The organism is Thermostichus sp. OS-CIW-31 (genome assembly GCF_054060305.1).
Window position 1 is genome coordinate 14,189 of record NZ_JBSSDA010000026.1, and the last position, 22,516, is coordinate 36,704.

Consider the following 22,516-nt stretch of genomic DNA (forward strand, 5'->3'; position numbering starts at 1 on the left):
ATCAACTGGTAGTAATCCGTACTGAACATATTATACATTATTTTCAGTATAGTTGAGCTTATTATTGACTAGAGTCATGCTCTATCGCTATGGCTTGTCGGGGAGTTTGTTTCAGAGGCGACGGCGGCGGGATGGAGTCCTCGCCACAAGGGTGCGGGATCCCCCCAGGGCAAAGCGGATGATCTCCGTCTTGTACTGCTGCGAGCCCTCTGTGTAGCGGGCAAGCTGAATGGCGGATCCCTGGCCGGAAGGAAGCAAGAACCGTTCGCGACAGTGGTGGGCAGCACTCTCTGGAGTTTCGGCTTCGAGGGCAATGAAAAACCGCAGACGCAGCAGCACTTCCAACTTGGACAAGTGCTCGGTTTGCTCTGGCACCAAGCGGCCTAACGAGATTTGTAGGCGCGGCCTGCGTCGCCGAGATCCGGGGCGGCCCCAAAGCTGCTGGGCCAGTGTCCACAGAGAGGTCTGCTCAGAGGACTTGACCAACAGCTTTAAGCCTGTCAGCGGGTTAAGACCATAGGTAAGCAGCAGAGAATACATCGGCGGCAGGAAAGATTCAGAGGAGCGTTTTGAGCTAACGTCAAAAGGATACCCTATAGGCCAACTGTAGCACTGCCTACCCTCTATCCCCATCCAAGCCCCACCCTTCCCTATGGCCGGGATCCCTGCTCAACGCTGGCTGTTTCATCCTGTGGACAAGTTGGCTGCCCAGAGCTTGGCCGAGGCAGTGGGGATCTCGCCCATATTGGCTCAGATCTTACTCAATCGCGGGCTCTCCAGCCCTGCTGCCGTGCAGCAGTACCTGCAGCCGGATCCTGCCCACCTGCCTCCACCCAGTCAGGATTTTGCCGATTTGCCCCTGGCGGTGGACTTGCTGGACGGGGCGATTCGCCGACAAGAGCCCATTGCCATTTGCGGCGACTACGATGCCGACGGCATGACCAGCACGGCCCTGCTGCTGCGGGCTTTGCAGGACGCTCTAGTGCATTACCGCATCCCCAGCCGCATGACGGAGGGCTATGGCCTCAACAGCCGCATGGTGCAAGAGCTGCACCGAGAGGGGGTGCGCCTCATTCTCACCGTGGACAACGGCATCTCCGCCCACGAGCCCATCCAACTGGCCAAAGCTCTGGGCTTGACGGTGATCGTGACGGATCACCACGATTTGCCGCCCCAGTTGCCCCCTGCCGATGCCATCCTCAATCCCAAGCAGCTCCCCGTTTCTTCCCCCTATCGGGGGATGGCCGGGGTGGGAGTTGCCTACCTCCTGGCCCAGGCGCTGGCCGAGCGCCGTGGTGATGGCCATCTGCAGCGGGTGGCCCTGGAACTGTTTACTGTGGGCACCATTGCCGATCTGGCGCCGCTGACGGGGGTTAACCGCCTTTGGGTGCGGCAGGGGCTGCACCTCTTGCCCACCTCCCAGGTGGCAGGGATCCGCGCCCTTCTGCAGGTGATGGGCATGCAGGGATCCCTGGAGGGGCTGCGGCCTGAGTGGATTGGGTTTGGCCTGGGGCCCCGCATCAATGCCGTTGGGCGAATTGGCCGGGCAAGAATGGGGATCCAGTTGCTGATTACCGACGATCCCCAGCAGGCAGAGAAGCTGGCCCGCCGCTGCGAACGGCTCAACCAGGTACGACAGCAGATGTGCGGGCGCATCGAGGCAGAAGCCCTCGAGCAAATTGCCCAGCAAGGCCGAGATCTGCAACAGGAGCGGGTGTTAACAATTTTGGGATCCCCTCAGCAGAAATGGCATAAAGGGGTGATTGGGATTGTGGCCTCGCGGTTGGCGGAGCGTTTCGGCTGTCCGGTATTCATCGGCAGTCAGTCGCGGCAGGGGGAGATCAGCGGCTCGGCGCGGCAGGGGATCCCCGAGTTTGACGTGTTTCAGGCGTTGGAGTTTTGCAAGGATCTGTTCACCAAGCACGGCGGCCACCCCGCTGCCGGGGGATTTAGCCTGAGAGCGGAAAACTGGCCTCTTCTTGAAAAACGATTGCGGCAGTTTGCCCAACAGCAATTGCAGCCGGAGCAGATCCAGCCACTGGTGCAAATCGATGCAGAAGTGTCGCTGTCAGATCTCACCCTTGACCTTTATCGAGAGCTGCAGCATCTGCAGCCCTGTGGTATCGGCAACCCTGAGCCGGTCTTCTACAGCCGCAACCTGCAGGTTCTGCAACAGCAGCGATTTGGCCCAGTTCCCGGCCACCTGAAGCTGCTGCTCCGGGATCCTGCTCTCCCTACGCAACGCTCCCATGGGTTACGTGCTACTCGGACGGAGTCCTCTTGTCCGGGCAGGAGCGACTCAGCTGTCAAAACCTCCAGTTACGACACTGATGGGTTATCGCTGGGCAACGCTTTGGGCAACACTTTGGCGAACGGGTCAGCAGTGGGGAGCACAAACCCGAGGCCACAGCGCCCCCTCTGGGCTATCCGTTGGCGGGGAGCGGAAACCCATCCGCTGCCGGAGCGAGTTGATGTAGCCTACACGCTCAAGGCCAAAACATGGCAGGGAGAAACCCAACTGGAGCTGGAAATTGTCGGGATTCGACCTGCCCAAGAGGCTGCCACTGCCGGCAATCCCCCTCTCGAGAAAACAGCGCCCCGCACCCCTGATGGGAGCAAGTCTCCCATCTCCCCCGCCTCTCTGGATGCCACTCCTCCCATGCCCAACTCCAAGCCCTCGACTGGCTCCCAGAGGGGGACAGAGCCCTCACCTCTGTTGATCTGGCGCCCCACCCCCCAGCCCACCCAGCCTTTGCGTTGGCAAGCTGTAGACCGATTTTCTGTCCTCTGGCCTCAGGCGCAGGGAACCATCCTGTTCTACGGCTTCCGCCGCCCCTCGCTGGTCTTGTCTTCAAGGCCTACGGCCCGCTATCGCGAACGGCGGTACCTGACTCTCCACTACGACCGTCCCCAAGCCGGCCACCGCTATGATCAACTCTGGTTGTGGAGCTGGCCCCCTTCTCTGGATCACCTCAAGTGGCTGCTCTGTTGCACCCCCAGCAGCGAGCTGTTGATTGCCGTCCATCAGCAAGCGGTGCCCCTGCCCTCCGCTGCCAGCTTGCAACGCCAGCTCCGCCAATACCTGCAAACCCACAGCCAGGTGGATCTGCTGCGCTTGGCCCAGCAGTGGTGGCTGTCTCCGGCAGTATTGGTGGCAGGATTACGCTCTCTGGGGTATGCCTGCCCGGATTTTGGCCCCACGGGATCCCTCGACGAAGAACTGGAAGCCCAGCAGGCTTGGTACAACAGCTCCTGGCAGCAAGTTGCCGCCCTGCTTCAGGGATCCCACCTGGATTCTTCTGCTGCAGAGGCCCATGGGGATTAAACTGCTGCTCGGCTCTGACTACCACGGCAGCGCTCGGCTGATCCGGCAGGCCCTTGCCCATCTGCCGGAGGTGGATGCTTACATCAACTGCGGGGATTTCTGTTCCAAGGCCGGCAAACCTTCCCGCAAGGCCACCCAGGGCTTTCATCCGGCAGCCCAAGCAGAAGTGGTTCATCTGCGATCTTTCTTGGCGGCGGTGGAGAGCCTGGGCAAACCCTGGCTCTTTTTACCTGGCAACCACGATCCAGCAGCTTCGGTTTTGAATTCGCTGGTTGGCTGTTGGGGGCGGGCCATCACCCAGTCCTGCTGCTTTGAGTGGCTGGGGTTACAGGTTTTGGCTGTACCCTGGACTCCCCCCTGTGGCTGGAGCTGGTCTCTGACCTCTGCCCATTTGCAGGAGCTGCTCACCCTCTACAGTCAACCCCCCCGGCCCATTGACCTGCTGCTGACCCACGCTCCGCCGCGAGGCTTTTTGGATGAAGGCGGGAAGTGGTATCACCGCTGTACGCCCACTTTGCGCCCCCTTTTGGAACAGCTGCAGCCGCGCTACTACATCTGCGGACACATGCATTGGGATGGGGGCAAGGTAGAGCGATGGGGATCCACCCTGGTGATTAACACAGCCCTGCACAACATGGTTCTCGAGATCCATTAGGCAGGAAGCCCTTGGACAGCCTTCCGCCTCCTCAGATTTCCACTCGTAGGAACCTTCCATGACCCGTCCTTTGATCTTGGCCAGCAGTAGCCCCGGCAAATGGCGCGAGTTCAATGCCTTTTTCCAGGCCCATGCCCCTGCTTGGGAGCTGCGCCGCATGCCCTCAGAAATTGAGGTGGAAGAAACCGGCACCACCTTTGCCGAAAATGCCCTTCTCAAAGCCAGAGCCGTGGCCAAGTCTCTGGGGGAGTGGGCCATTGCCGACGATTCCGGCCTAGCGGTAGAAGCCCTTGGCGGCGTCCCTGGGATCCGCTCGGCTCGCTATGCCCCCAACGATGCTGCCCGCATCGAGCGGTTGCTCAGGGAAATGGAAGGGATCCCAAATCGCCGAGCCACCTTTCACTGCGCCATCGCCCTGGTGGATCCCCAAGGTGTAGTGCATGCCCTGGTGGAAGGGGTATGCTCGGGAGAGATCTTGACCCAGCCGCGGGGAGAGGGGGGGTTTGGCTATGACCCCCTGTTTTGGGTGCCCGAAGTGGGGCTAACCTTTGCCGAGATGAGCCCAGCTCAAAAAGAGGCCATCGGCCACCGAGGCCGAGCCTTGCGCGCCTTGAAAGCGCAGTTGCCTCTCCTGGAGAAGCGTATGGGCTGGCTTGGATCCCAGGAATAGCATCCGATGTCCTGGCTGGGGAGCTGCTAGCATACAATAGTCCCTTCCCTTCGGGGGAGTGAAATTGAAAGCCGTCTTGCCTTGGCAGCTGAGGGGAGCGCTCGAAGAACTATGGGTTTTTCTGAGTTTGAGGATCAAGATCCCATTGCAGCAGCGGAACGGACTGCTGCCCCCGATCCCAGCCGCCATTCCCCGGATTCTGCCGGTGAGGAAGCCGCGGTCTCCTCGGTTGCAAACTCTGGTGAAGGAAGGGAGCGGCAAAGTCGTCGTTCCCCACCCCCTTTGCCGGAAGAGGGCTCAACCTTTGCAGGCGCAGAAGATTGGCTGGACGTTCGCGGTAGCGGGACGGAGTCCTTGGAGAATGGGCGGGATAGCTACAGGGAGTCCGCGCAAGGGGCCACTTCTCGCCCTTCCAACCGCTCCCCCCAGACTGGCCGAGACGAGGGGTCTCGTGTTGACAGCGAAAAGGGGGGGCAGAAAGCCGCTGCAGGATCCCCTGGAGCCGGTGAGCGTCCTGGGCAAGCCCTGGTTTCCCGCCGTTCTGTCTCCAGCAACCGCGGCTACGACGGATCCGCCCGTTCCTCTGCCTTTCGCGGTAGCGGGACGGAGTCCTTTGCTGGCCGCTCGCGTAAGCGGGACGGAGTCCTTGGGGAATCCGGCTACCGCAGTGACTACAGCCGTTCCGCGGCTTACGGCTACACCTCCAGCTATGTTGGCGGTGGGGGATATGGCGGTGGTGGGCGAGGCGGCAGCTCCAGCGGGGGGGTCTCCTCCTCCGATCTGACGATCCTGCTGGTGGTGGCCCTGCTGGCCTTCTTCGGGGGATTCGCTATCCGCAACATCTTCGCCGAGTCGGGCGGCTTTGACGATGAGCGCCCCATCCGCGCTGCCAATGTGCCCGCAGCCTTTCGCGATTTTTGCTTTGCCTATAACGGCACTGCCTCCTTTACTGTGGTGCAACTGACCAGCGTTTCTGCTCTGACCATGGCCTCAGTGCCCGTTTACAAGATGGATACTTGCACCATCCCCGTCAGCCAAACGGCCAATGCCCTCCAAGCTTTGGGCATCCGCGGCCGGGCCAACACCTTGGGCCCCCAGCTGGGGGGATCCAACCTCACCCTGATCCAGCTCCCCTTGGCCAGCAGCTTGGCGCGCGCCGTGTACAGCCAGTTTCCTGGCTTGGCCGCTCAGGGCAACGAGGCGCAGGTTTTGTCCCAACTGGAAGCCACCATCAACAACGCCCTGCGCTCCAACATCGAAGGGTTAGCCCTGCAAAGCCTGGAGCCCACCAACATCCCCGACGTCTACGTGGTGGTGCCGGGGCACTCCTTTAATTTGCAGCCCCAACTCAACCTGCGCTAACCCTCCTGCAGAGCATGCCTCTAACCCCCAAAACCCTGAACTTTGCTGAATTTACTGAGCTTTAGGCGGTTTGGCAAAAGTCATTGAGAGGGATATAGTAGACCAAGTTTCCCCCTGATCCTTGAGTCCACCGCAACGGTTGCCGGGAAGTGAAGGGGGAAAGCGCTCGGGGGGTATTCCTCAGGGCTTTGCGGGATACCGCCTTCCTGCTCAGAGATAGGCAGGATGCGATCGCTTCTTTCCTGAACCATGTTCAGGAGAGTTCAGCGTGAATGTATCAGGACGACGGTGTGTTCATCACCCTAGAAGGCGGGGAAGGGGTGGGCAAAACCACCCAACAGGCCCTCTTGGTTGAGCGGCTGCGCCAAGAAGGCTACGCTTGCCTGTGTACCCGCGAGCCGGGGGGCACGGCGCTGGGCAAAACGCTGCGGGAGCTGTTGCTGCACGGGGATCCCTTTAGTCCTCTGGCGGAGTTGCTCCTGTACGCGGCGGATCGGGCTGAACACGTGAGCAAAGTCATCGCGCCGGCTCTGGCGGCAGGGCAGGTGGTGGTTTGTGACCGCTTTACCGATTCCACCCTGGCCTACCAGGGCTACGGTCGGGGGCTGGACTTGGAGAAGATCCGGCAGCTCAACCGATGGGTCACCGACGGGCTACAGCCGGATCTCACCCTGTGGCTGGATCTGCCCCCCGAGGTGGGGCTAGAACGGGCTCGCTCCCGTTCTTCTGGCGCAGTTGAGCTAGCGGTGCAGAGCACTAACGAGCAAGAAGGCCTAGAGTTCCACCGGCGGGTTTACTGCGGATTCGAAACCCTGGCCGCTGCAGAACCACAGCGGATTGTCCGCATTTCAGCCCAGGGATCCCCGGCAGAGGTGGCTGCCCGCCTCTGGTCAGTGGTCGAACCCCGCCTACCACTTGCGACAGCAGGCCGGGAGCCCTAGACTGATACATTTACGCTGAACATTGCTGAACATCACTGTTCAACTATGCAGCGATAGCATTCTGTTTGTTTCCAAACAGAATGGCGGTATCCCGCAAAGCTTTGAGTAGAATACCCAAAGCGCAGTTTCCGTGTCGTCTTACTACCAATTTTCTGCTTTGCTTTGGCTACCATGTTGGCAGACTCGAAAGTAAACAGAAAGATCAACTGGTAGTAATCCGTACTGAACATATTATACATTATTTTCAGTATAGTTGAGCTTATTATTGACTAGAGTCATGCTCTGTTCCGCTGACGGGAATGGCGCGACAGGCCAAAGCTCGCGACAGTTTCCCTGGCCACAGCCTGCTCGGTTTACCAAGGTTAAGATTAGGTTAAAAAGGAAGAGGCGGGGGTAACCTCAAGCTAGGCTGGATGACCTATGTGAAAAGAGCCTGCTGCCCTCTTGGTTCTCGTTTTGGGTAGAGGAGACTGGCTGTGGACGCTGTTGCTGCTGAGCTGAAAACCGATCGCGTCAGCGGGACGGAGTCCTTTCGCGTCAGCGGGACGGAGTCCTTGCACTTGACCTTGCCCTCATCTGCGCCCTTGCCAACCGTGGCCGCCTGGGCCCACCAGCTGTTGAGCCAGCAATGGCAGCGGCTGCAGAAACACGTAAAGCGAGTTCTGACCCAGCATCCAGAAGCGGCAGAGTCTCTTCACCAAATCCGGGTGACCCTGCGCCGTATTGGCACTTGGGTGCAGGTGTTTCAGGGATCCGTCCGGCTGCCCAAGCCTCTCAAGCCCAAACGCCTGCAAAAGCTGGCCAGTGCTTTGGGCAAACAGCGGGATCTGGACGTGCTGCTGGAAATCCTGCAGGAACCTTGCTGGGAAGGGATCCCGGCAGCCCAGCAGGCAGAACTGGAGAAGCTAAAACAAGATCTGCAGCAACGTCGAACCCAAGCCGAGAAACGCTCCCGCCGCATTCTGGAAGATGCTGACTTCCTGGCGTTTCAAGCTGCCTGCGAGCAGTGGCTGGCTCACCCCCGCTATAAGCCCCAGGCGGAGCTGCCTTTGCCGGAAAGCTTGCCCCACTTGCTGACTCCCCTGCTGGCCCAGTGGCTGCTGCAGCCAGGCTGGCGGATCCCTGCTTTCCCCGCAACGGAAGCCCAAGCTGAGCAACTGCACGAGCTGCGCAAGGCCACCAAACGGCTGCGCTATCAGGTGGAGTTTTTTGCGCCCTTTTACGGGGAAACCATGCAAGATTGGATAGCAACCCTGAAGTGCTTGCAGGATCAACTGGGCCGCTTTAACGATTTGCAGGTTTTGCAAGGCGAGCTGCCTGCAGACTCAGACCTACAAACCCTTCTCCAGGAACAACAAAAACTAGCCCTCCAGGAGTGGCCTGAGCACCAACAGCGCTGCCTGGTCTCTGCCGAGCAGCACCGGCTTTACTCTAATCTTTTCTCTGTTTCCAATTTCTTTCCAACTGGGGATCCCTAGGTTTCCAATTCTATAGATCCCCCCGAAGGAAAAACCCCGCCTTATTGGCGGGGGATTTTTTGTGGCTATAGGGTTTCCAATTTCTAGGGATCCCCCCGAAGGGGGAACAGAAGTCCATCCGGTACTGCCTCCGACTCCTCGGTGCGGACTGTTTCCAATTTCTAGGGATCCCCCCGAAGGGGGAACCCCATTACTATGTAATGGGGGCGTTTACGGCCTACCCGTTTCCAATTTCTAGGGATCCCCCCGAAGGGGGAACCAGTATACATATTTCCTCCTATCCTCCTATTCGGCAGTGAGAAATAGGTCTGCCTAAAAATAAAAAAGGAGAGAAGGTGGAGGGGGCTTTCTCTCCTCACCGACGGAGTGGACCAGGCTTCGTCGGCTTGGGGTTCCTCCCAGATTCAGGGTTGGTCCAGAGCCCTGCGTCGGGGATTCACCCAAACAGTGGATTGACGGCTCCACTGCGGGCCGGGAAGCCTCCCTCTCGGGCAGGCGTTTCCAATTTCTAGGGATCCCCACCTTACAGGGTGCTACCTGCTACTGCCCAACTTGGAACACTCTCGGGCAGGCGTTTCCAATTTCTAGGGATCCCCTTAGAAATCCCGCATACTCCCTTAACTAGGGAAAACATCCACCTCTCGGGCAGGCGTTTCCAATTTCTAGGGATCCCCTCCACCCCTATTTAAACCCAAGCAGGGTAAGGAATGCAAGACCCATTTGCGAGGGATCCGGAAAAAAGTCGGCAAAAAGGGTGCTGGCGAGGGGGCTTTGGGGCCGGAAAGCCTTGTGGCGCAAGGCGTCGAGGGATCGGACGAAAGAATCGGCCTTTGCGGCTTTTGGCGGATCGCTCGCGCAGGCGTTGATACCGTTTGAGTGTGCTTTTGGAAACACCGAGTGCTTAAGTAGGAAGAGACTTGCCTGAGCTACACAATGACCGAGCTGGGGGGTGCAGTCAGGGCAGGCCCACCCCAGATTTCCACCTGGGCGAGGACATAGCTAGTGAGCGGATAGAAGCGGACGCTGTCTTCCTCGGGCTTGATCTTCTTGCGGAGCCGCAGTTTGAGCTCCTCGAACTTGTCTTTGTCGAGGACGCACTCAAACACGCTGTATTGCACGCGCTTGCCGTAGCCTTCTAGCAGGTCGGCAATTTTCTTGCGTCGCTTGTCGCAGGGAGTATCGTAGGTAACAACATAAAGAAACATCAGCGAATCCGGTAGGGCTGGTACAAATCTTGAGGATTATAGACGGATTGCTTAAACTTTTTAACTTGCTGCGTTAGCAGATCCCAGCGGGGTTGATCTCCGTCAGGGGTCTGGATGGATCCCTCCATTCTTTGGATGAAAGCTGTAAGGTACTTTTTCCTGCCACTATCACTTAGAAAACAGCCACCATCGCGATGCTCAAAGTCTTCTTCGATGTTCACAATGCCCTTGTTGATCAGCCAGAGGACTATTGAATCTACAATAGGCGCCCGAAATTCTTCCAGTAAGTCCGAAACCAGAGCAGCATGGCGTTCACTGCTAGCGTGCAAGCAACCCTGATAGGGATCCAAATCTTGCAGCTCAATCAGGGTTAATAGATGGTTCCAGAGCACCATGTAGCCAAAGCTGAGCATGGCATTAACCGGGTTAGTGGGCGGCTGTCGAGTGCGGTTAAGCAAAACAAAGCCCCTTTGCTGAAGGCAATTTCCCAATTCCGGGAAATACAGAGCCGCAGCCGCTCCTTCAATGCCCCGCAATTGATCTAGAGACTTGGCCTCAAGAGCTTGAGCAGCCAAATGTTCCAGACTGCGCAGGGTCAGATCCCCTGTTTCAGTGGGGCGCTGCCTGAGCTGCCTCATCAGCAGCACCCGGCTATTGAGCAGCTTGGCTCGCACCATCTGGGCTGCCGTTTGCAATCGCCATTCTTCAGGGAGCGCTTGTTGCAAATGAGCTAAGCGGCGGTACCCCCTCTCTATAGGAACAAGGCGACCATAGCAATAGCCCAGCCGCGAGAGATAGGCGATGGGGATATTACGCTTCAAGCACTCTCTCACCACATCGGTGGTTACCTGGGATCGGCCAAAGATTAAAATTTGCTCCAGCAAGGGTAGAGGCACCTCCTGCAAGAGCGACTCGCCCAAATAGACCATTACGAACTCTTGCTTAAGGCTTAGCCTACACCCCTGCTGAGAGACATATAAAGTTCGCATTATTCGTCATGACGACGCAGATCTTCAGCGCCTCGCCTCTGATCTATGGCATTGCCGGGTTTAGAGCGGCCACGCTCCGGTAAAATCTCCACATCAATTTCAGGACTTGACAAGAAATCCATCACGATCTCGGCCAGACTGCCCGAAAAGAAGCTGGCAATCGCGACAAGAATGGTATTGGTAATCACGGCTGCCAATCCCAAAGGAGCAATTAGCAGGATGGCCAGCGTGATCGAGCCGTTGACCACAGCTGTAACAAGGTTTCTAAGAACTTTGGCATTGATCCTCTTTTTGGACATTTTATTCCTCCAGAGATTCTCCAAGATCTCTACTTCAAGGGCCAGATTATTCCAAAATCATCAGCATTTTTCCTGAGCTGTTCAAGATAACTTTTCCTAGGATTCACCGTTGCCCTAAAAACGGTAACCACCTGATAGTCATCCAAATCTGCAATCCAAACAGGGGACGGCGTGCCTGTGTCGCCGCAGAGAAACTTGTCGTATTTTCCTGGCGCTATCTTGCCTACCTTGTGCAAAACAGCCAAAGCATAGGGCTTATTAAACTCTTTTGGGCCGCTGCAGACTACAATCCTGCAATGGGCATCCACAGCTTCAGGCAACTTTTCTTTGCTGACCTGACCAAAGCTCCCGGGATTGCTGGGATCAATGGCCTGCCCAGTCAAAACCTGGAGTGCTTCAAAAAAGCCCCGCAGCCGCTTCTGAAAGAGTTTCTGGAATTCCTCTACCGACTCTGGCAGATTCCAAAATGAATCTTCGGAGTTGGGAATGAGGGTGGATCCCCGCCACCAAGGAGCTCTACCGCGGTCTTGGCGAGAGTAGCAGGGCCTTCTTGCCCCCTGGCCAATACCTCCCAGGTGAAACAGCATCCAGGTTAGATTCCGAAAGAGCTTTTGCACTGCTTCCTGCTTCTCCTTTGAAGCATGGTTGTGGCACTCCTCAGAAAGGCTGAGAATGAGGATCCCTTCTCCCTTTCCCGCTTGGTTGGGTTCCGGCTCTGGTTGAGTTACTCGCCCCTTCAAAAGATCCACATGGATCCAGCCGTGTTTTTGCTGGGGAGTGATGGCCCCAAAAAGTTGCCCCTCCCATTCCTGCACCTGCTTCACGGGCAAAACACCCAGGGCAAAGGTTCGAAACCAGTAGCGCAGCATGTTCTTAAAGGCTACCGGTCGGACTTCGGCAATTGATTTGTTGTCATACCGGTTCCTATCAGGTCTCCAGTTGACCACTTGCCGCCCGTGGATCAACTGACCCTCCAGCTCAAAAGGCAGTCGTAAGAATTCTCCCTTGTATTGAGATAGAGTTTTGCCAGTTTGAATCAGCCGACCGTAGCCGGTATTGACTTGGGATCCCACTCCTTGCTCCAGCCCGCGGATAAGCCATTCTTTCACTTGGGCTAACATCTCGTCGGTGCAGCCTGGGCCTTTGCGCAGGCCAATCAAAAAAGTGGCTTGCTTGAGAGAAAAGAAGAGGTTGGGATTAGGTGAGTATTCAAGATTTTGACCGTTCCACTTCCAGATATTATTGGCAATATCGACAGCTAGACCTCCTGTTTTGGAATTATCAGGATCCCCTTGTCTTTGAGGCCGGGTTGGCACGGGGTAGGCATCCAAAAAGATCACCTTGCCAGCACTATCTTTATCCTCAGCTTCCAGGTGCCCAAGCCAGGGTGCCACTGCTTTATCCGCCTCTTTCCAAGACAGGTTGTGCTTCCGCATCAACTCTCGAATAGCCTGGGTGCGGGCTACCCCCCGCAAGGTGGAGCTGGGAATGTAGGGGATCCCCAAGTGATCAAAAGCGGGCAGCAGCATGCTTTCCGGGCCTTTGGCTCCACCCACCCGAATTCGCCAGGGACAGGTGACCTGAAAAGTGTTTTCTTCTCCGGCAATGCGTTTGATGCGAGCATTTAGAACTTGCAGGCGCGCTCCGTAGTTTGCCTTTGCTTCTACTTGGTGCACCAGATCGACTTTGGTTCCGTCTTTGAAAGGAGTTGCTGGAGCTCTCATCCACCGCAGATATTCAATAAAGCTCGCCGTCGGATCTGGGTTGGGACTGGGATCCGAGGGATGTCCTAACCAGGGAGAAGGTTGGGAATGGTTGCCGCCCCCTCCACCACCACTCCCCCCTCTCTGATTGGGGGGATGGCCTCCTCCTCGACTTCCTGAACTTGGCAGACGGCTGGGATCCCGCTGCTGGGGCGAGCCTCCGGGACGGGGAAGGGGTTGTGGAGCGTTGGCAGGACGATTGCTAGGCATTTGATCTTCTCCTAAAGATGGAAAGCAGTATTAGGAATTGCGAAGCGTTTCCCGAAATTCGCGCAACATAGCGCTGGTGCCAATTTCTAAGGCGCGTCGAATAAGTTGAGGTACAAGACTGGAGATGTCGAAGTCTGGAAAAAGCCGGCTGCAGCTCGATTCTACGTAGTCTTCTCCCTGCAGAATAAACATCCGCAAACTTCGCTCACCCAAGATCCAAACTTCGGGCACACCAGTAGCTTTATAAGCATCGATAAAGGTTCGGGAAGTAATGTCGGACTCAATGGCCAGATCAGGCGGAGGCAACAGATCGACATCGATCCTTCCCTCACACCCTCGCACCTGCTCCAGGTTATTGACATAGAAGCAGGTGTCAGGCTCCACCCCAGCACTGCCAGACTTTTTAAGGGTTGTTGAGCCAAAGTCTTCCCAGTCTCTCCCTTGAGAATCAAGGAGAGCTTTCACAATATCTCCGGCAATGCGGTGAGGGCGCTCATGTTTGGACAAGGGAGACATGATCTCTAACGTGCCGTTGTAATAGGCAACGCGAGTGTGGCGGTCTTCCCCTAACTCTTCCAAGATGCTCTCAAAGTCTTGCCAAGTCAGCGAATGGATGACCACTTGGCTTCCTTCACACAGGGAAATAGACTGGATTGGAATGGCTACGCTCATTAGTCCCCTCCGCTAACGTCATCGTCATGGTAAATGGCTGTAGCCCAGAAGCTGAATTCTTGTGCCAAGGCAAGTCCCAGTCCTGTTAAGCCCAGGTACTCTTCAACTTCTAATCTCATGAGGCGATCTAGGCCGTCGGATTTGGAGATTCCATTCTGACCGGAGATCTTTTCTAGGCAATCGAAAAACTCCTTGACCACCTCTTTTTTGCCCTCTTGGCTAAGGGCATCTTCTTCGGCCTTGAGGCGCAGCAGGCCCCAAGTAGAAAGATAGGTGTAGAGCTCCACAGCCTGGTTTTTTTGCTCTTTTAGCCTTTCTGTATCCTTGGTTTGTGCTCTGAGCTGGCACAGGGATTCGTAAACGGGCTTGGCCATTGTGCGCGGATCAAAGCTATTCATAAAACCTCCCTCCTAGGTTGAGATCTAGTTCAAAGACAGCTCCACAAAGCCTCGGCCCAAGCTTTCCTGGCCGCCAATCTGCATAATCTGGTTAGATTGCAGCAGCTTTTGAAACTCTTCTGCTGTCTGTCGAGAACTGCCATTTGCTTGGGCTGTAACCCCCCAGGTAAAGTACATCAAGCTATCGGGAGGAATAGCCTCTTCGTAGCGGAAGCCTCCTTCCACAACCTTTTGCTCGCTAAGCTTGACTTTCACCTGCCGCCACAGGCTCATTTGAATGAGGGTGGCACAGTGCTGATCGGGTAAAACAATCACGCGACTGATATTAGGATCTTTGGTGTAGCTCTTCCATTCCGACCATTGTTTGAGACCCTCTTTGAGAATGGCATCTTTGAGGTAGATAGGCTGGTTTGTTCCCAAGTTGGTGCTATAGGGATCCGGCACTGACAGATTCTGGCCTGTTAGCCGCAGCCAGCGCTTGAGCAGAAGCGGGCAGCTTATCCACACCACCCCGTGGCTGAGGGAGGGCACCGGGATCCAAAGCAAGGAGCCATCTCCAATCCAAATGGATCCCTGGGTCAGCTGATCCCCTTCCCCAATTTCGTTGCCAAAGAGCTCAAATTTTTTGTGCTTATCAGTCACACTGGCCCGCAACCTGCCCCGAATGGTGCTGGAAGGGATGTAGGGCAAATGGGTGTGGGATTCGCGGGCAATCCCCAAGAGGTTCCCTTCTTGGGCAGTGCCGCCGGTGTGCAGAGGGGTCAATAAGGTGAGATAGACTACGTGAAAAGCCATAGGAAAACACTCCTTCATCAACTCTGAAACAGAACTTCAAACACCTGCCTGAAACAGAACTTCAAACACCTGCGCTCAGTCGGCCCAACGGAGCCAAAGCAATTCGCTGTAGCCCAAAAGCCGCCAGCGATAGAACACGTTGAGCCGGCCATCTTCTAGCTCGGGCTCTTCTTGGTTGAGGGGGGCCGGTTGCTCCAGGTAGTAGACACTGCCAGGAGGCGCTGCAAAAACTTGAGGAGCGGGTAGGCTCATCTGTCGCGGCTCTTGGGGGTGATCTACCCGCAGGCGGCCGTTGATGGGAACGGGCTTGCCGGTGGCCACGCTCACCAGGGGGCCGGTGAGGGAGTGAGCAGGATGGGGAGTGGCCAATCGCCATTCCCACGGCCAGGCGCGGCAGAGGGAACGCCCGTCCACCTTTTTGATGAACACACCTGGGGTCACCAAGTAGGCCAAAGCGCGTCGGGCTTGGCGAAAGGTAGCCTGAGAAAGGGCCTGCAACTGCTGCCACTGCGCCTGCAACTTCGGACAAGGGGCTAGCAAGGCACCGTGGCCTTCTCCCCCCAGCCGCACAACCACTTCTTGCTGCAGGGGCAAGGGATCCCAGGCTTCGCCATCTGGATCCCAGCACTCGATGGAAAGGGCCAAACTCCAGCCCGGCTGAAGACGGATACAGGTCTCCACAAAGTAGCCATCGGCTTCTCGCACTTGCCGCTTGCTCACCTGCAGGGTGTTGTGGGGCCGCACTTCATACTTCAGCGGTGGCTTGACGGCCTGGCTGAGATCCCAGCCTTTGCCTTCCAGCGCCTTTTGCACCACCTCGAAGGGCAGGTAGCCTCCTGTTTTTTTCTTCTTGCTGCTCTGGCTGCGTTCGGGTTCCTCCTCTACCGGCCTCAAGGAAACCAACGGGGCTGGCCGGGTGGGATCCCAGTGGCAATGGAAGTAGGGATCCCTCTCGTCCAACCAAGGAACGGGAACAAGGGGGAATCCGTCTTCCAGATGCAGAGGGGCGGGGAAATAGAGCCTTTCGTCGTGGCAGAGAAAGGGGCCCCGCAGCCGCAGCGTCATCGGCTGGCCCAGGTAGGCTTGAACAGCCCCGGCCAAGGTGTGGCCACTGGGGGGAAAGCTGCTATTGGCCCAGGCCCGCTCTCCCGGCGCAAAGGGCTTGGCATCCCGAAACATCCACACATCCAAGGGTGATAGGGTAAACCAACTCATCGGCCGTTCCTCCCCAATTTCACGGTGCGGTTGCGCAGCACAAAAGCTGCCAACTTGAACCAGTTTTTGATCTCCAGATCCCACGCCTGCGGCTGGGCGGGCAGGCTGTGCTGCCAAAAATGCTGGATAAACTCCACAAGCTTGGCCTGGAAGTGCTCTTTCTGCTCCGATTCCTGTTTGAAGAGATCCCGGCGGCTGCAAAAGAGCGTGGCCCAGGCTGGCACCGCCTCTGGGCTGGGGGCAGGATGTTGCTCCCACAGTTGGGCTGCCTGCTCAAACAAGGAGCTTTGATCCTGCTGCTGGCCCATGAGCTTCCAGTCAAAATCAAGGAGATCCTTCCACTTGTCGAACGTGTCGAACTTGCTGGTGCTCACCAGTTGGTTGCCATTGGCAAACAGCACCCGCACCTGCACGCTGTCTTTGGGGCAGCCATGGGCATAGAGGTGGCCCTTGGCTTCTTCTTCCGCCTGCCAAAGGTTTTCCAGGGCAATGGCCAGAGGCACCGAGTGATGGGCAATCACCACGCCGAAGCTGATGGTGGCTGCGGATCCCAGGGTAAAGAGGGGGCGCTGGCTCAAACCTTCGGGAGGCCGCCCTTTTTTCCACTGCCAGTAGTCCCCCAGGTTCTCAAACTCCCGCCAGTCATCCTCTCCCCCCCGGAAACACTGGCGAATATCCCACAGCCAGCCATCCCACTCCCAGAGGTTGGTGTAGGCCAAAACGTCGTCCCCACCGGCGTAGATGAGCTTGCCGGCATAGCGTTGCTCTGTTAGGTAGGGCACCAACTGGCCGGAAAAATCCAGCAGGGCGCGGCTTAGGGCGCTGTGGGTGGCAGGCCCCATGCGCTTGCGGCTGTTTTTGACAAACTTCTGAAAAGCGTCTTTGACTTGCTCCAGCTCCTCCTTGTCCTTGCCAAAGACCTCGCCAATGGCTTCCGTTTGCCCGTTGGCCAGCCGCTGTAGGGGTTGAGGCAGATAGTCGTAGTAGGATTTCATCTTCTCGCCCCTGAGCCATTTGCCCATGTCGTCCCCATCCCCGGCAGCCAGCACGTACCAACTGGCGGGGTTAACGCTGGGGTAGTAGCGGCCTAGAAGCGTCTCGATGTCCTGCCGGTAGCTTCTTTGCGTTTCCTCGTCCAGCTCCAGGTCTTCCACCAGCCAACCGGCATTGAGCAGACGGGGATGGTAGCGCAGGTTCTGCCGGTCGGCCCACGGGATCCCCCATTTGCCCCGCATTTCCCGCAGCACCCCTCTGACCTCCGGGTAGCGGGCCTCCACTGCCTGACAGGCCTGCTCGAAGTGCTCTCGTTCCCGTCGCCCTTGGGTTTTGAGGTAGCCGGCTACGCCAGCGGTGAGATCCGGGTAGGAAGCGGCAATCTGGTCTTCATCCAGCTCGCGGAAGAGCTCCGGCAGCACTTTGTACAAGCCCCGCTTGAGGGTTTCGGTGGCATTGAGCTGTTCCCGGCCATCGAAGAGCCCGGCCTGCCGTTGCCAAAGCCGCCGACTCTCCCCTTCTGTTATCCACCCCTGCCGCGGTGAGGGATGCACCACCGGCCCCAAGCCCGAAACGGTGCTGCGCGGCCCAAACGCAACGGGGAGCTGCCAATCGCGGGCCTGCTTACAAGCGGCTTGTAGCCGCCGACTTTGCTCCACTGCGGCTGCCCACCAAGATCCCACGTTGAGTCCGGCCTTGTATTGGCGGCGCTCTTGCTTTTTGGGATCCCAAAAGCTAGCCCGCAGAAACTCCAGCTCCTCATCCCCGAAGAGCTTTTGCTTGGCCTCTAGGTGATGGGTGCGGTTTTGGGCGCTGACCCAGGGATCCGCATCAATGGAAACATGAGGGGGCCTAAGGATGCCGGTATCCTTGAGGGCATGAGCCGGGGATCCCAGGGGCACGGCTGCCCAGTAGTGCTGCCACTGGTGCTCTAGCCACCCTCCCCAGGAGGGATCCTCTGGGTGCAACTGCACCATCCAGTGGCGATCCGCCTGCAGGTGATCCAGCACCCTCTGGGCCAACTGCTTCCATTCTTCCTTGAGGGTCTGCTGGGCAAACTGCATGGCCGCCTCCACCCGCTCTTCTGGCAGCAGCAGCAGGAGCACATTGGGAAAGCCGGCGGTGAGCAGGGCGTTAGGCGAAGGCTGAGGGATCCATTCTTCAAATTCGGGGTACTTCTCCCGCAGCCAGTGGTCGATTAACGGCTGGCCGTAGAGGCTGGGGTAGAGCAGACAGTCGGGGCCGTATTTCTCGGCAAGCCGCCAACTCATGCGGGCAGAAAGGTAGTGCAGCAGCCAGGAGCCAGCCCAGAAGTCCCGCATCTTGCGGCTGGCTTTGATCAACTCTTGGATGGGGTTGAAGGTAAAGCTCACCAAAAAGGGTCGCGTGGGCTCCTCGTAGCCGGCCAAGCATCCGGCCAAGGCTGCGGTGACGCTGGCGTGGCTCCACAGGGATCCGTCTGGCAGCCGGGTTTCTGCCGGCAATAGCAGCAAGCTCTCATCCCCAAACTCCTGACAAATAGCTTGGGGAAAGCACCGCCAAAACCACCAAAACACTTTTTGGGGATCCGTCTCCTGCCGAACCCAATCAGGGATGGCGTTCTCCTCCCGTTCCATCAGGTAGTCTGCACGGGAGCGGGCATTCTTGAGGGCTTGGTGTTGCTCATTGGCCAATTGCCAAAAGTGCTTGCGCCCCGAGAGCAGATGGCTCATCTCCAGTCCAGAGCCTAACCCCTGGCCGCGATCCTCAACCTGGTAGTCGATGGCTACAGGCAAATGGCCAATGGCAGCCCGGTCGCTGGCCGAGGCGATGAGATCGGCATCTCCCACACCTCTGAGAGGGGATCCCTCGGCTTTGGGAGAAGACCATCCCTGCATCGCCGTCAGTCTGGTCCACAGCCCTTCCTTGGAGCGGCCAGTCCTGTCGTGTAGGGCTTTGAGGGCGGGATCATGTAACAGACCCCAGAGCTTAGCTTGCCAGTAGTGAGACATGGCATGTTCACTCCAGAAACTTAAGAAACTAGACAAGGGAAGTAGGGAAACCCTACAGCGCCCTTCAAGATAAAGAAATAGACTTCACTCCAGCAGGTATCCGATGCAACGGCTACAGAAGCTACAAAGCAAAATCCGTCAATCCCTGGGTACCTGTGGAGTTTCTTCAGTAGTTCTCCAGGTCAGCCAAGATGGACGCTGTGAGCTTCTGTTGCCTTTCGAAACCCTCTTGAGAAAAAAGAGCCTGAGGCTGGGATCCCTGCCCAAGGATATTCGTCTCTCCAGTTACCGACGCCTTCAGCCTACAGAGTCTTGGAAATACCCACTTCCAATTCTCCGGAAGACGCTGGCTGGCTTAAGTCGGGGAAAAGTGCCTCCAGCTTGGGCAGCAGATCCCGCAAAACGAAGTTTTCCAGAACTTCACTGTTGAAGGGGTTTGGATTCATCTGCACATGAGCCATGTCGTTGCGGCATTCGCTGAGGCGAGACCAGAGATCGGCAAGCTGCTTGGCGTCGGGCACATGGGCGGTAATAGGAGGAAGCGCCTGGGGCTGGTCTTCCCGTGGGATGAGGGATCGGCCCGATTCGCCAGTCGCAGGGGGATCTCCAAGGGGCTGGTCTTCTCGTGGAATGAGGGATGCCAACTGGTGTTCAATTCCCTGCCGCTCTTCTCGTTCGAGGTAGTTTTGGATCCCCTCACAGAGGCAAAGGGCGGAGACCACCCACTCCCGGGCCAGTAGAAGAGCTTGGGTGATGAGGCGCTTTTCTACATACCAGCGCAGCAGTTGAAATTGCTTTTGAACTTGGGCTTTGGGATCCGAAGCCCTGTCCGCGGGTAGAGCCAGTTGGCTGTAGCTATCCTGAATGCTTCGCAGCAGCAGGCCAAAAGGCTTGGCAAATTGACCCACCTCTTGCTCCAGATCCGCGGTGGAGTGCTTTTGCAAATTGGGCAAGTCCTCTTTTAGGAGATTGACAGGTCTTACCAGTTCAAGAGAGCGGGAAACATTGCGGATGGCTCGGCCAAAGCTTTGCAGCCGAGTAGGTCTGGGATCCCCTTTGCCAGACTTTTGTCGGCGGTAAAAGTCCCGTTGAACTGTATCCAAAAGTTGGCCCAACTCCAGCGCCGAGCCGGTGCTAATGAATTTGTCGGTAGCCGTCAGCCAGTCCAAAAGACGAAGGGCGGGGGTGAGATCGATGATGGGTGTTTCCTGCTGGTCTTTGAGATAGAGACCGTAGTACAGCCCCTGAATATTTACATTCTTGGCCTTGCGCAAAAGGGCGGCTCCCAAGAGCACCAGTACGGGGATGGAGCGAAAGGCGTGGGTGATATCGAAAACCAGCCGCGTATGGGGCTCGATGCTATCGACCAGCACATCGAAGATCTCCCAGGTCTCTGCCTCGGTTTTCCCTTCAGGAATGGCCTTGGCAATTTTCTCCACGTGGGGGGGTAGGCAGTCCTGTAGATGCTTCCAATGGGTGTCATGTGCTTCTTGGGTTAGCAGCACAATCACCCTCTCGATGTCAAAGAGCTGACAGAGGGCTTTGGCAACATAACGGGTTCTATCGGCTTTCCGCTCCCCAAAAACATACACCGTCTCGCTGTAGGGGCTGGTGCCTAGAGTGGTCAAAAGGGTATTAGCCATAGGGATCCTCTCGATGACGGCTTTCAAGCATTGAAGCACGGGCATCTTCAAGCTACTGCAGCTTGGAAGCCCCCCCTTCTCAAGTTGCCTGGAGAGGGTTCTGGGTTGAATGTTGCCCTATCCTCTCCCGAAAAGTGGCATCCTCTGCTCAGCCGGTGCCAGAAAGATGGGGATCTCTACCCCCAAAATTGAGTGGAGCCATCTTGCCGCTGGATTTGGATCCCTGCTCGACAACTGTTTCAAAACGGTGAAGGTGGGGGATGTCAGAGCTAGCCTAGACAGAGATTCGGCCATCCTAAACAACGGGGATCCTGTGATGCTATCGACTCCAGAGTTGTCCATTTCAGGTCAAAAGCTAACTCCCGAACAGTTTCTGGCCTTGCCGGAGGGGGATATTGTCTATGAGCTAGTCGATGGGCGGGCCGTCTCCAAAAACGAACCCATGTCGCCAAAACGCTTCCATGCTCGTCTCCAACCGGTGTTGTGGCAAATTTTGGAGGACTGGTGCTCTAGCCCTGAGTGTCCTAAGCCTGGGTCAGCACATACTGAGTGGGCAGTTGTTTTAACACGAAAGGCAGAGCCCTGGATCCCAGTTCCTGATGTTACTTACATCTCTAACGAGCGATTGCCGGTTGAGGCCATGACCGATGAACCTTGTTTTGCCATTCCCGAGTTGGTGATCGAGATCCTTTCTCCTGGCCAGAGTTTTGGAGCCATAGCTCAGAAGGCAACCGATTATCTAGAAGCTGGGATCCCCAGGGTTTGGGTGGTGGATCCCCAAGCCAAGAGCATCACCGTCTTCTATCCCGATGCCCCGCCGCGCACCTTTACGGGATCCCAAGCCATTCAAGATGATTTCCTGCCGGGTCTAAAGGTGATCCCTCAAGATGTATTCGCTCAAGCCCGGATCCCTTAGGGGGTACCTAGCGAGCCCACGATAATCAGAGTTAGTTCCAGAAAGAGAGCATCCGGCAGAGGTGGCCACCCATCTAGGTCTGGAGCTGATTGGCTCAGGAATGCCGAAGGGATCCCGAAGCGATATTCCCTGCTATGGGCTAATGGCGAGACGGAAAAGCTTCTCATCGGCCAGTTGAAGAACTTCCTGCCCTGCAGCCGCCAGTTGTTCCGGGGGCAAGTTCCGGTATTTGTCAATAAACTCGGGCAAAACTTGAAACTCCACCCGCTTGCCGGTCTCTCGGTGGATGACCACACTGCGCATTTTTTCAAGAGATTCGACCTCCACCAGCTTCAAGTTCAACTTGCCCAAACTGGCCCCTGTTGCAGCATGCAAGCCATCCACAATGCACACGAACGGGATCTCTGCCGGCGACTCGTGAATGACCTCCACCAGAAAACGGTTCCTAGAAGTGTGGGGAGTTTGACTCACCAAGCCCAGCTCTTTCAGAGCGCGCATCCCCATGCGATAGCCGACCACGGCCCAAGGGCCAGCTCCGCCATGAATTTCCGTTACTCGCTGAATGGCCGCCGCCGTCGAGTCCGTTGCAGAACTGGTGACCGGATGAGCTGTCGCTGGTGCTCCCAGAGTTAGCTGAAGTGCGATCAGCAAAAGAGAAAGCTGCTGTGGCTTGGCAATGGATGACAGGTTCATAGGCAGCGAGAGAGCTGATAAAGAGGAGATGGGTCAAGCCATCCTAAGCTCTACCCTTCGAGGTTGCCTATGCGGGGGTAGGGGATCCAGCCCTCTTCTGGGAACTCTTCCGAAAATCACCTCCTGGCTGAAGAGGGCTAAGACCAATGGTATTGTCAGAGGTAAGCCCCTGGGCGTTGAGCACAGGCCCCTGCAGGAGTAAGGGTAGTACTAGGTCGTGTTGATCTTATGTTAGGATAGAGAGAATAATTTATAGAGGAAAGAGGATGAAGTTGGTTTTTTTAGATGAAAACAAATGGCAGA

The 22,516-nt window shown here is 57.0% G+C and carries 19 protein-coding genes and 1 pseudogene; 7 read left to right on the forward strand and 13 right to left on the reverse strand.

Annotated elements, in window-relative coordinates:
• Positions 1-111: 111 nt before the first annotated feature.
• On the reverse strand, positions 112-540 hold the full coding sequence (locus ACVWY9_RS12690) for a hypothetical protein (RefSeq protein ID WP_414331038.1): 429 nt from the start codon (positions 538-540) through the stop codon (positions 112-114).
• Positions 541-652: 112 nt separating this feature from the next.
• On the opposite strand from ACVWY9_RS12690, the gene recJ reads away from it, so the two are divergent.
• From recJ to tmk, 5 genes are all read left to right on the forward strand, one after another.
• On the forward strand, positions 653-3,325 hold the full coding sequence (gene recJ / locus ACVWY9_RS12695) for a single-stranded-DNA-specific exonuclease RecJ (RefSeq protein WP_457388721.1): 2,673 nt from the start codon (positions 653-655) through the stop codon (positions 3,323-3,325).
• Complete coding sequence (locus tag ACVWY9_RS12700; protein WP_457388723.1) at positions 3,315-3,980, forward strand: metallophosphoesterase family protein; 666 nt, start codon at positions 3,315-3,317, stop codon at positions 3,978-3,980. The genes recJ and ACVWY9_RS12700 overlap by 11 nt, the downstream gene beginning before the upstream one ends.
• A gap of 58 nt (positions 3,981-4,038) precedes the next feature.
• Positions 4,039-4,650, forward strand: coding sequence for an RdgB/HAM1 family non-canonical purine NTP pyrophosphatase (rdgB, locus tag ACVWY9_RS12705; protein ID WP_011432468.1), 612 nt, complete (start codon positions 4,039-4,041; stop codon positions 4,648-4,650).
• A 111-nt stretch (positions 4,651-4,761) separates the two neighbouring features.
• Entirely contained in the window at positions 4,762-6,012 is a 1,251-nt protein-coding gene (locus tag ACVWY9_RS12710; RefSeq protein WP_457388725.1) for a hypothetical protein, read from the forward strand.
• Positions 6,013-6,302: 290 nt separating this feature from the next.
• Positions 6,303-6,953 carry a dTMP kinase gene (gene tmk, locus ACVWY9_RS12715; RefSeq protein WP_457388748.1) on the forward strand — a complete coding sequence of 217 codons (651 nt, stop codon included), beginning with the start codon at positions 6,303-6,305 and terminating at the stop codon, positions 6,951-6,953.
• Positions 6,954-6,996: 43 nt separating this feature from the next.
• On the opposite strand, the pseudogene ACVWY9_RS12720 reads toward tmk, so the two are convergent.
• Positions 6,997-7,180 (reverse strand): annotated as a pseudogene (locus ACVWY9_RS12720) (hypothetical protein); the annotation flags it as partial.
• 249 nt (positions 7,181-7,429) lie between these two features.
• Between ACVWY9_RS12720 and ACVWY9_RS12725 the strand changes: the two are divergent.
• Positions 7,430-8,431 carry a CHAD domain-containing protein gene (locus ACVWY9_RS12725; RefSeq protein WP_457388727.1) on the forward strand — a complete coding sequence of 334 codons (1,002 nt, stop codon included), beginning with the start codon at positions 7,430-7,432 and terminating at the stop codon, positions 8,429-8,431.
• 926 nt (positions 8,432-9,357) lie between these two features.
• Here ACVWY9_RS12725 and cas2 read toward each other — a convergent pair.
• The 10 genes from cas2 to csx2 form a co-directional block, all read right to left on the reverse strand.
• Positions 9,358-9,636, reverse strand: coding sequence for a CRISPR-associated endonuclease Cas2 (gene cas2 / locus ACVWY9_RS12730; RefSeq protein WP_414329659.1), 279 nt, complete (start codon positions 9,634-9,636; stop codon positions 9,358-9,360).
• The gene (cas1, locus tag ACVWY9_RS12735; protein WP_457388730.1) at positions 9,636-10,625 is read right to left on the reverse strand and encodes a CRISPR-associated endonuclease Cas1; all 990 of its coding nucleotides are present in this window, start codon (positions 10,623-10,625) and stop codon (positions 9,636-9,638) included. Before cas1 ends, cas2 begins: the two co-directional genes overlap by 1 nt.
• Positions 10,625-10,924, reverse strand: coding sequence for a CRISPR-associated protein Csx18 (gene csx18, locus ACVWY9_RS12740; RefSeq protein WP_414406322.1), 300 nt, complete (start codon positions 10,922-10,924; stop codon positions 10,625-10,627). The genes cas1 and csx18 overlap by 1 nt, the downstream gene beginning before the upstream one ends.
• A gap of 29 nt (positions 10,925-10,953) precedes the next feature.
• The gene (locus ACVWY9_RS12745; RefSeq protein ID WP_457388732.1) at positions 10,954-12,897 is read right to left on the reverse strand and encodes an RAMP superfamily CRISPR-associated protein; all 1,944 of its coding nucleotides are present in this window, start codon (positions 12,895-12,897) and stop codon (positions 10,954-10,956) included.
• A gap of 30 nt (positions 12,898-12,927) precedes the next feature.
• On the reverse strand, positions 12,928-13,569 hold the full coding sequence (locus tag ACVWY9_RS12750) for a Uma2 family endonuclease (RefSeq protein WP_457388734.1): 642 nt from the start codon (positions 13,567-13,569) through the stop codon (positions 12,928-12,930).
• Positions 13,569-13,967 carry a hypothetical protein gene (locus ACVWY9_RS12755; RefSeq protein WP_457388736.1) on the reverse strand — a complete coding sequence of 133 codons (399 nt, stop codon included), beginning with the start codon at positions 13,965-13,967 and terminating at the stop codon, positions 13,569-13,571. Before ACVWY9_RS12755 ends, ACVWY9_RS12750 begins: the two co-directional genes overlap by 1 nt.
• Positions 13,968-13,991: 24 nt before the next feature.
• Entirely contained in the window at positions 13,992-14,762 is a 771-nt protein-coding gene (gene cmr4, locus ACVWY9_RS12760; RefSeq protein WP_457388738.1) for a type III-B CRISPR module RAMP protein Cmr4, read from the reverse strand.
• A gap of 75 nt (positions 14,763-14,837) precedes the next feature.
• On the reverse strand, positions 14,838-15,977 hold the full coding sequence (locus ACVWY9_RS12765; RefSeq protein WP_457388740.1) for a type III-B CRISPR module-associated protein Cmr3: 1,140 nt from the start codon (positions 15,975-15,977) through the stop codon (positions 14,838-14,840).
• Entirely contained in the window at positions 15,974-18,961 is a 2,988-nt protein-coding gene (gene cas10, locus ACVWY9_RS12770; RefSeq protein WP_457388742.1) for a type III-B CRISPR-associated protein Cas10/Cmr2, read from the reverse strand. The genes ACVWY9_RS12765 and cas10 overlap by 4 nt, the downstream gene beginning before the upstream one ends.
• Positions 18,962-19,263: 302 nt before the next feature.
• Entirely contained in the window at positions 19,264-20,604 is a 1,341-nt protein-coding gene (gene csx2, locus ACVWY9_RS12775) for a TIGR02221 family CRISPR-associated protein (protein WP_457388744.1), read from the reverse strand.
• A 316-nt stretch (positions 20,605-20,920) separates the two neighbouring features.
• Here csx2 and ACVWY9_RS12780 point away from each other — a divergent pair, with 316 nt between their 5' ends.
• Entirely contained in the window at positions 20,921-21,520 is a 600-nt protein-coding gene (locus ACVWY9_RS12780) for a Uma2 family endonuclease (RefSeq protein WP_414399424.1), read from the forward strand.
• A gap of 132 nt (positions 21,521-21,652) precedes the next feature.
• On the opposite strand, the gene ACVWY9_RS12785 is transcribed toward ACVWY9_RS12780, so the two are convergent.
• Positions 21,653-22,213, reverse strand: coding sequence for a formylmethanofuran dehydrogenase subunit E family protein (locus ACVWY9_RS12785; RefSeq protein ID WP_457388746.1), 561 nt, complete (start codon positions 22,211-22,213; stop codon positions 21,653-21,655).
• Positions 22,214-22,516 lie beyond the last annotated feature (303 nt).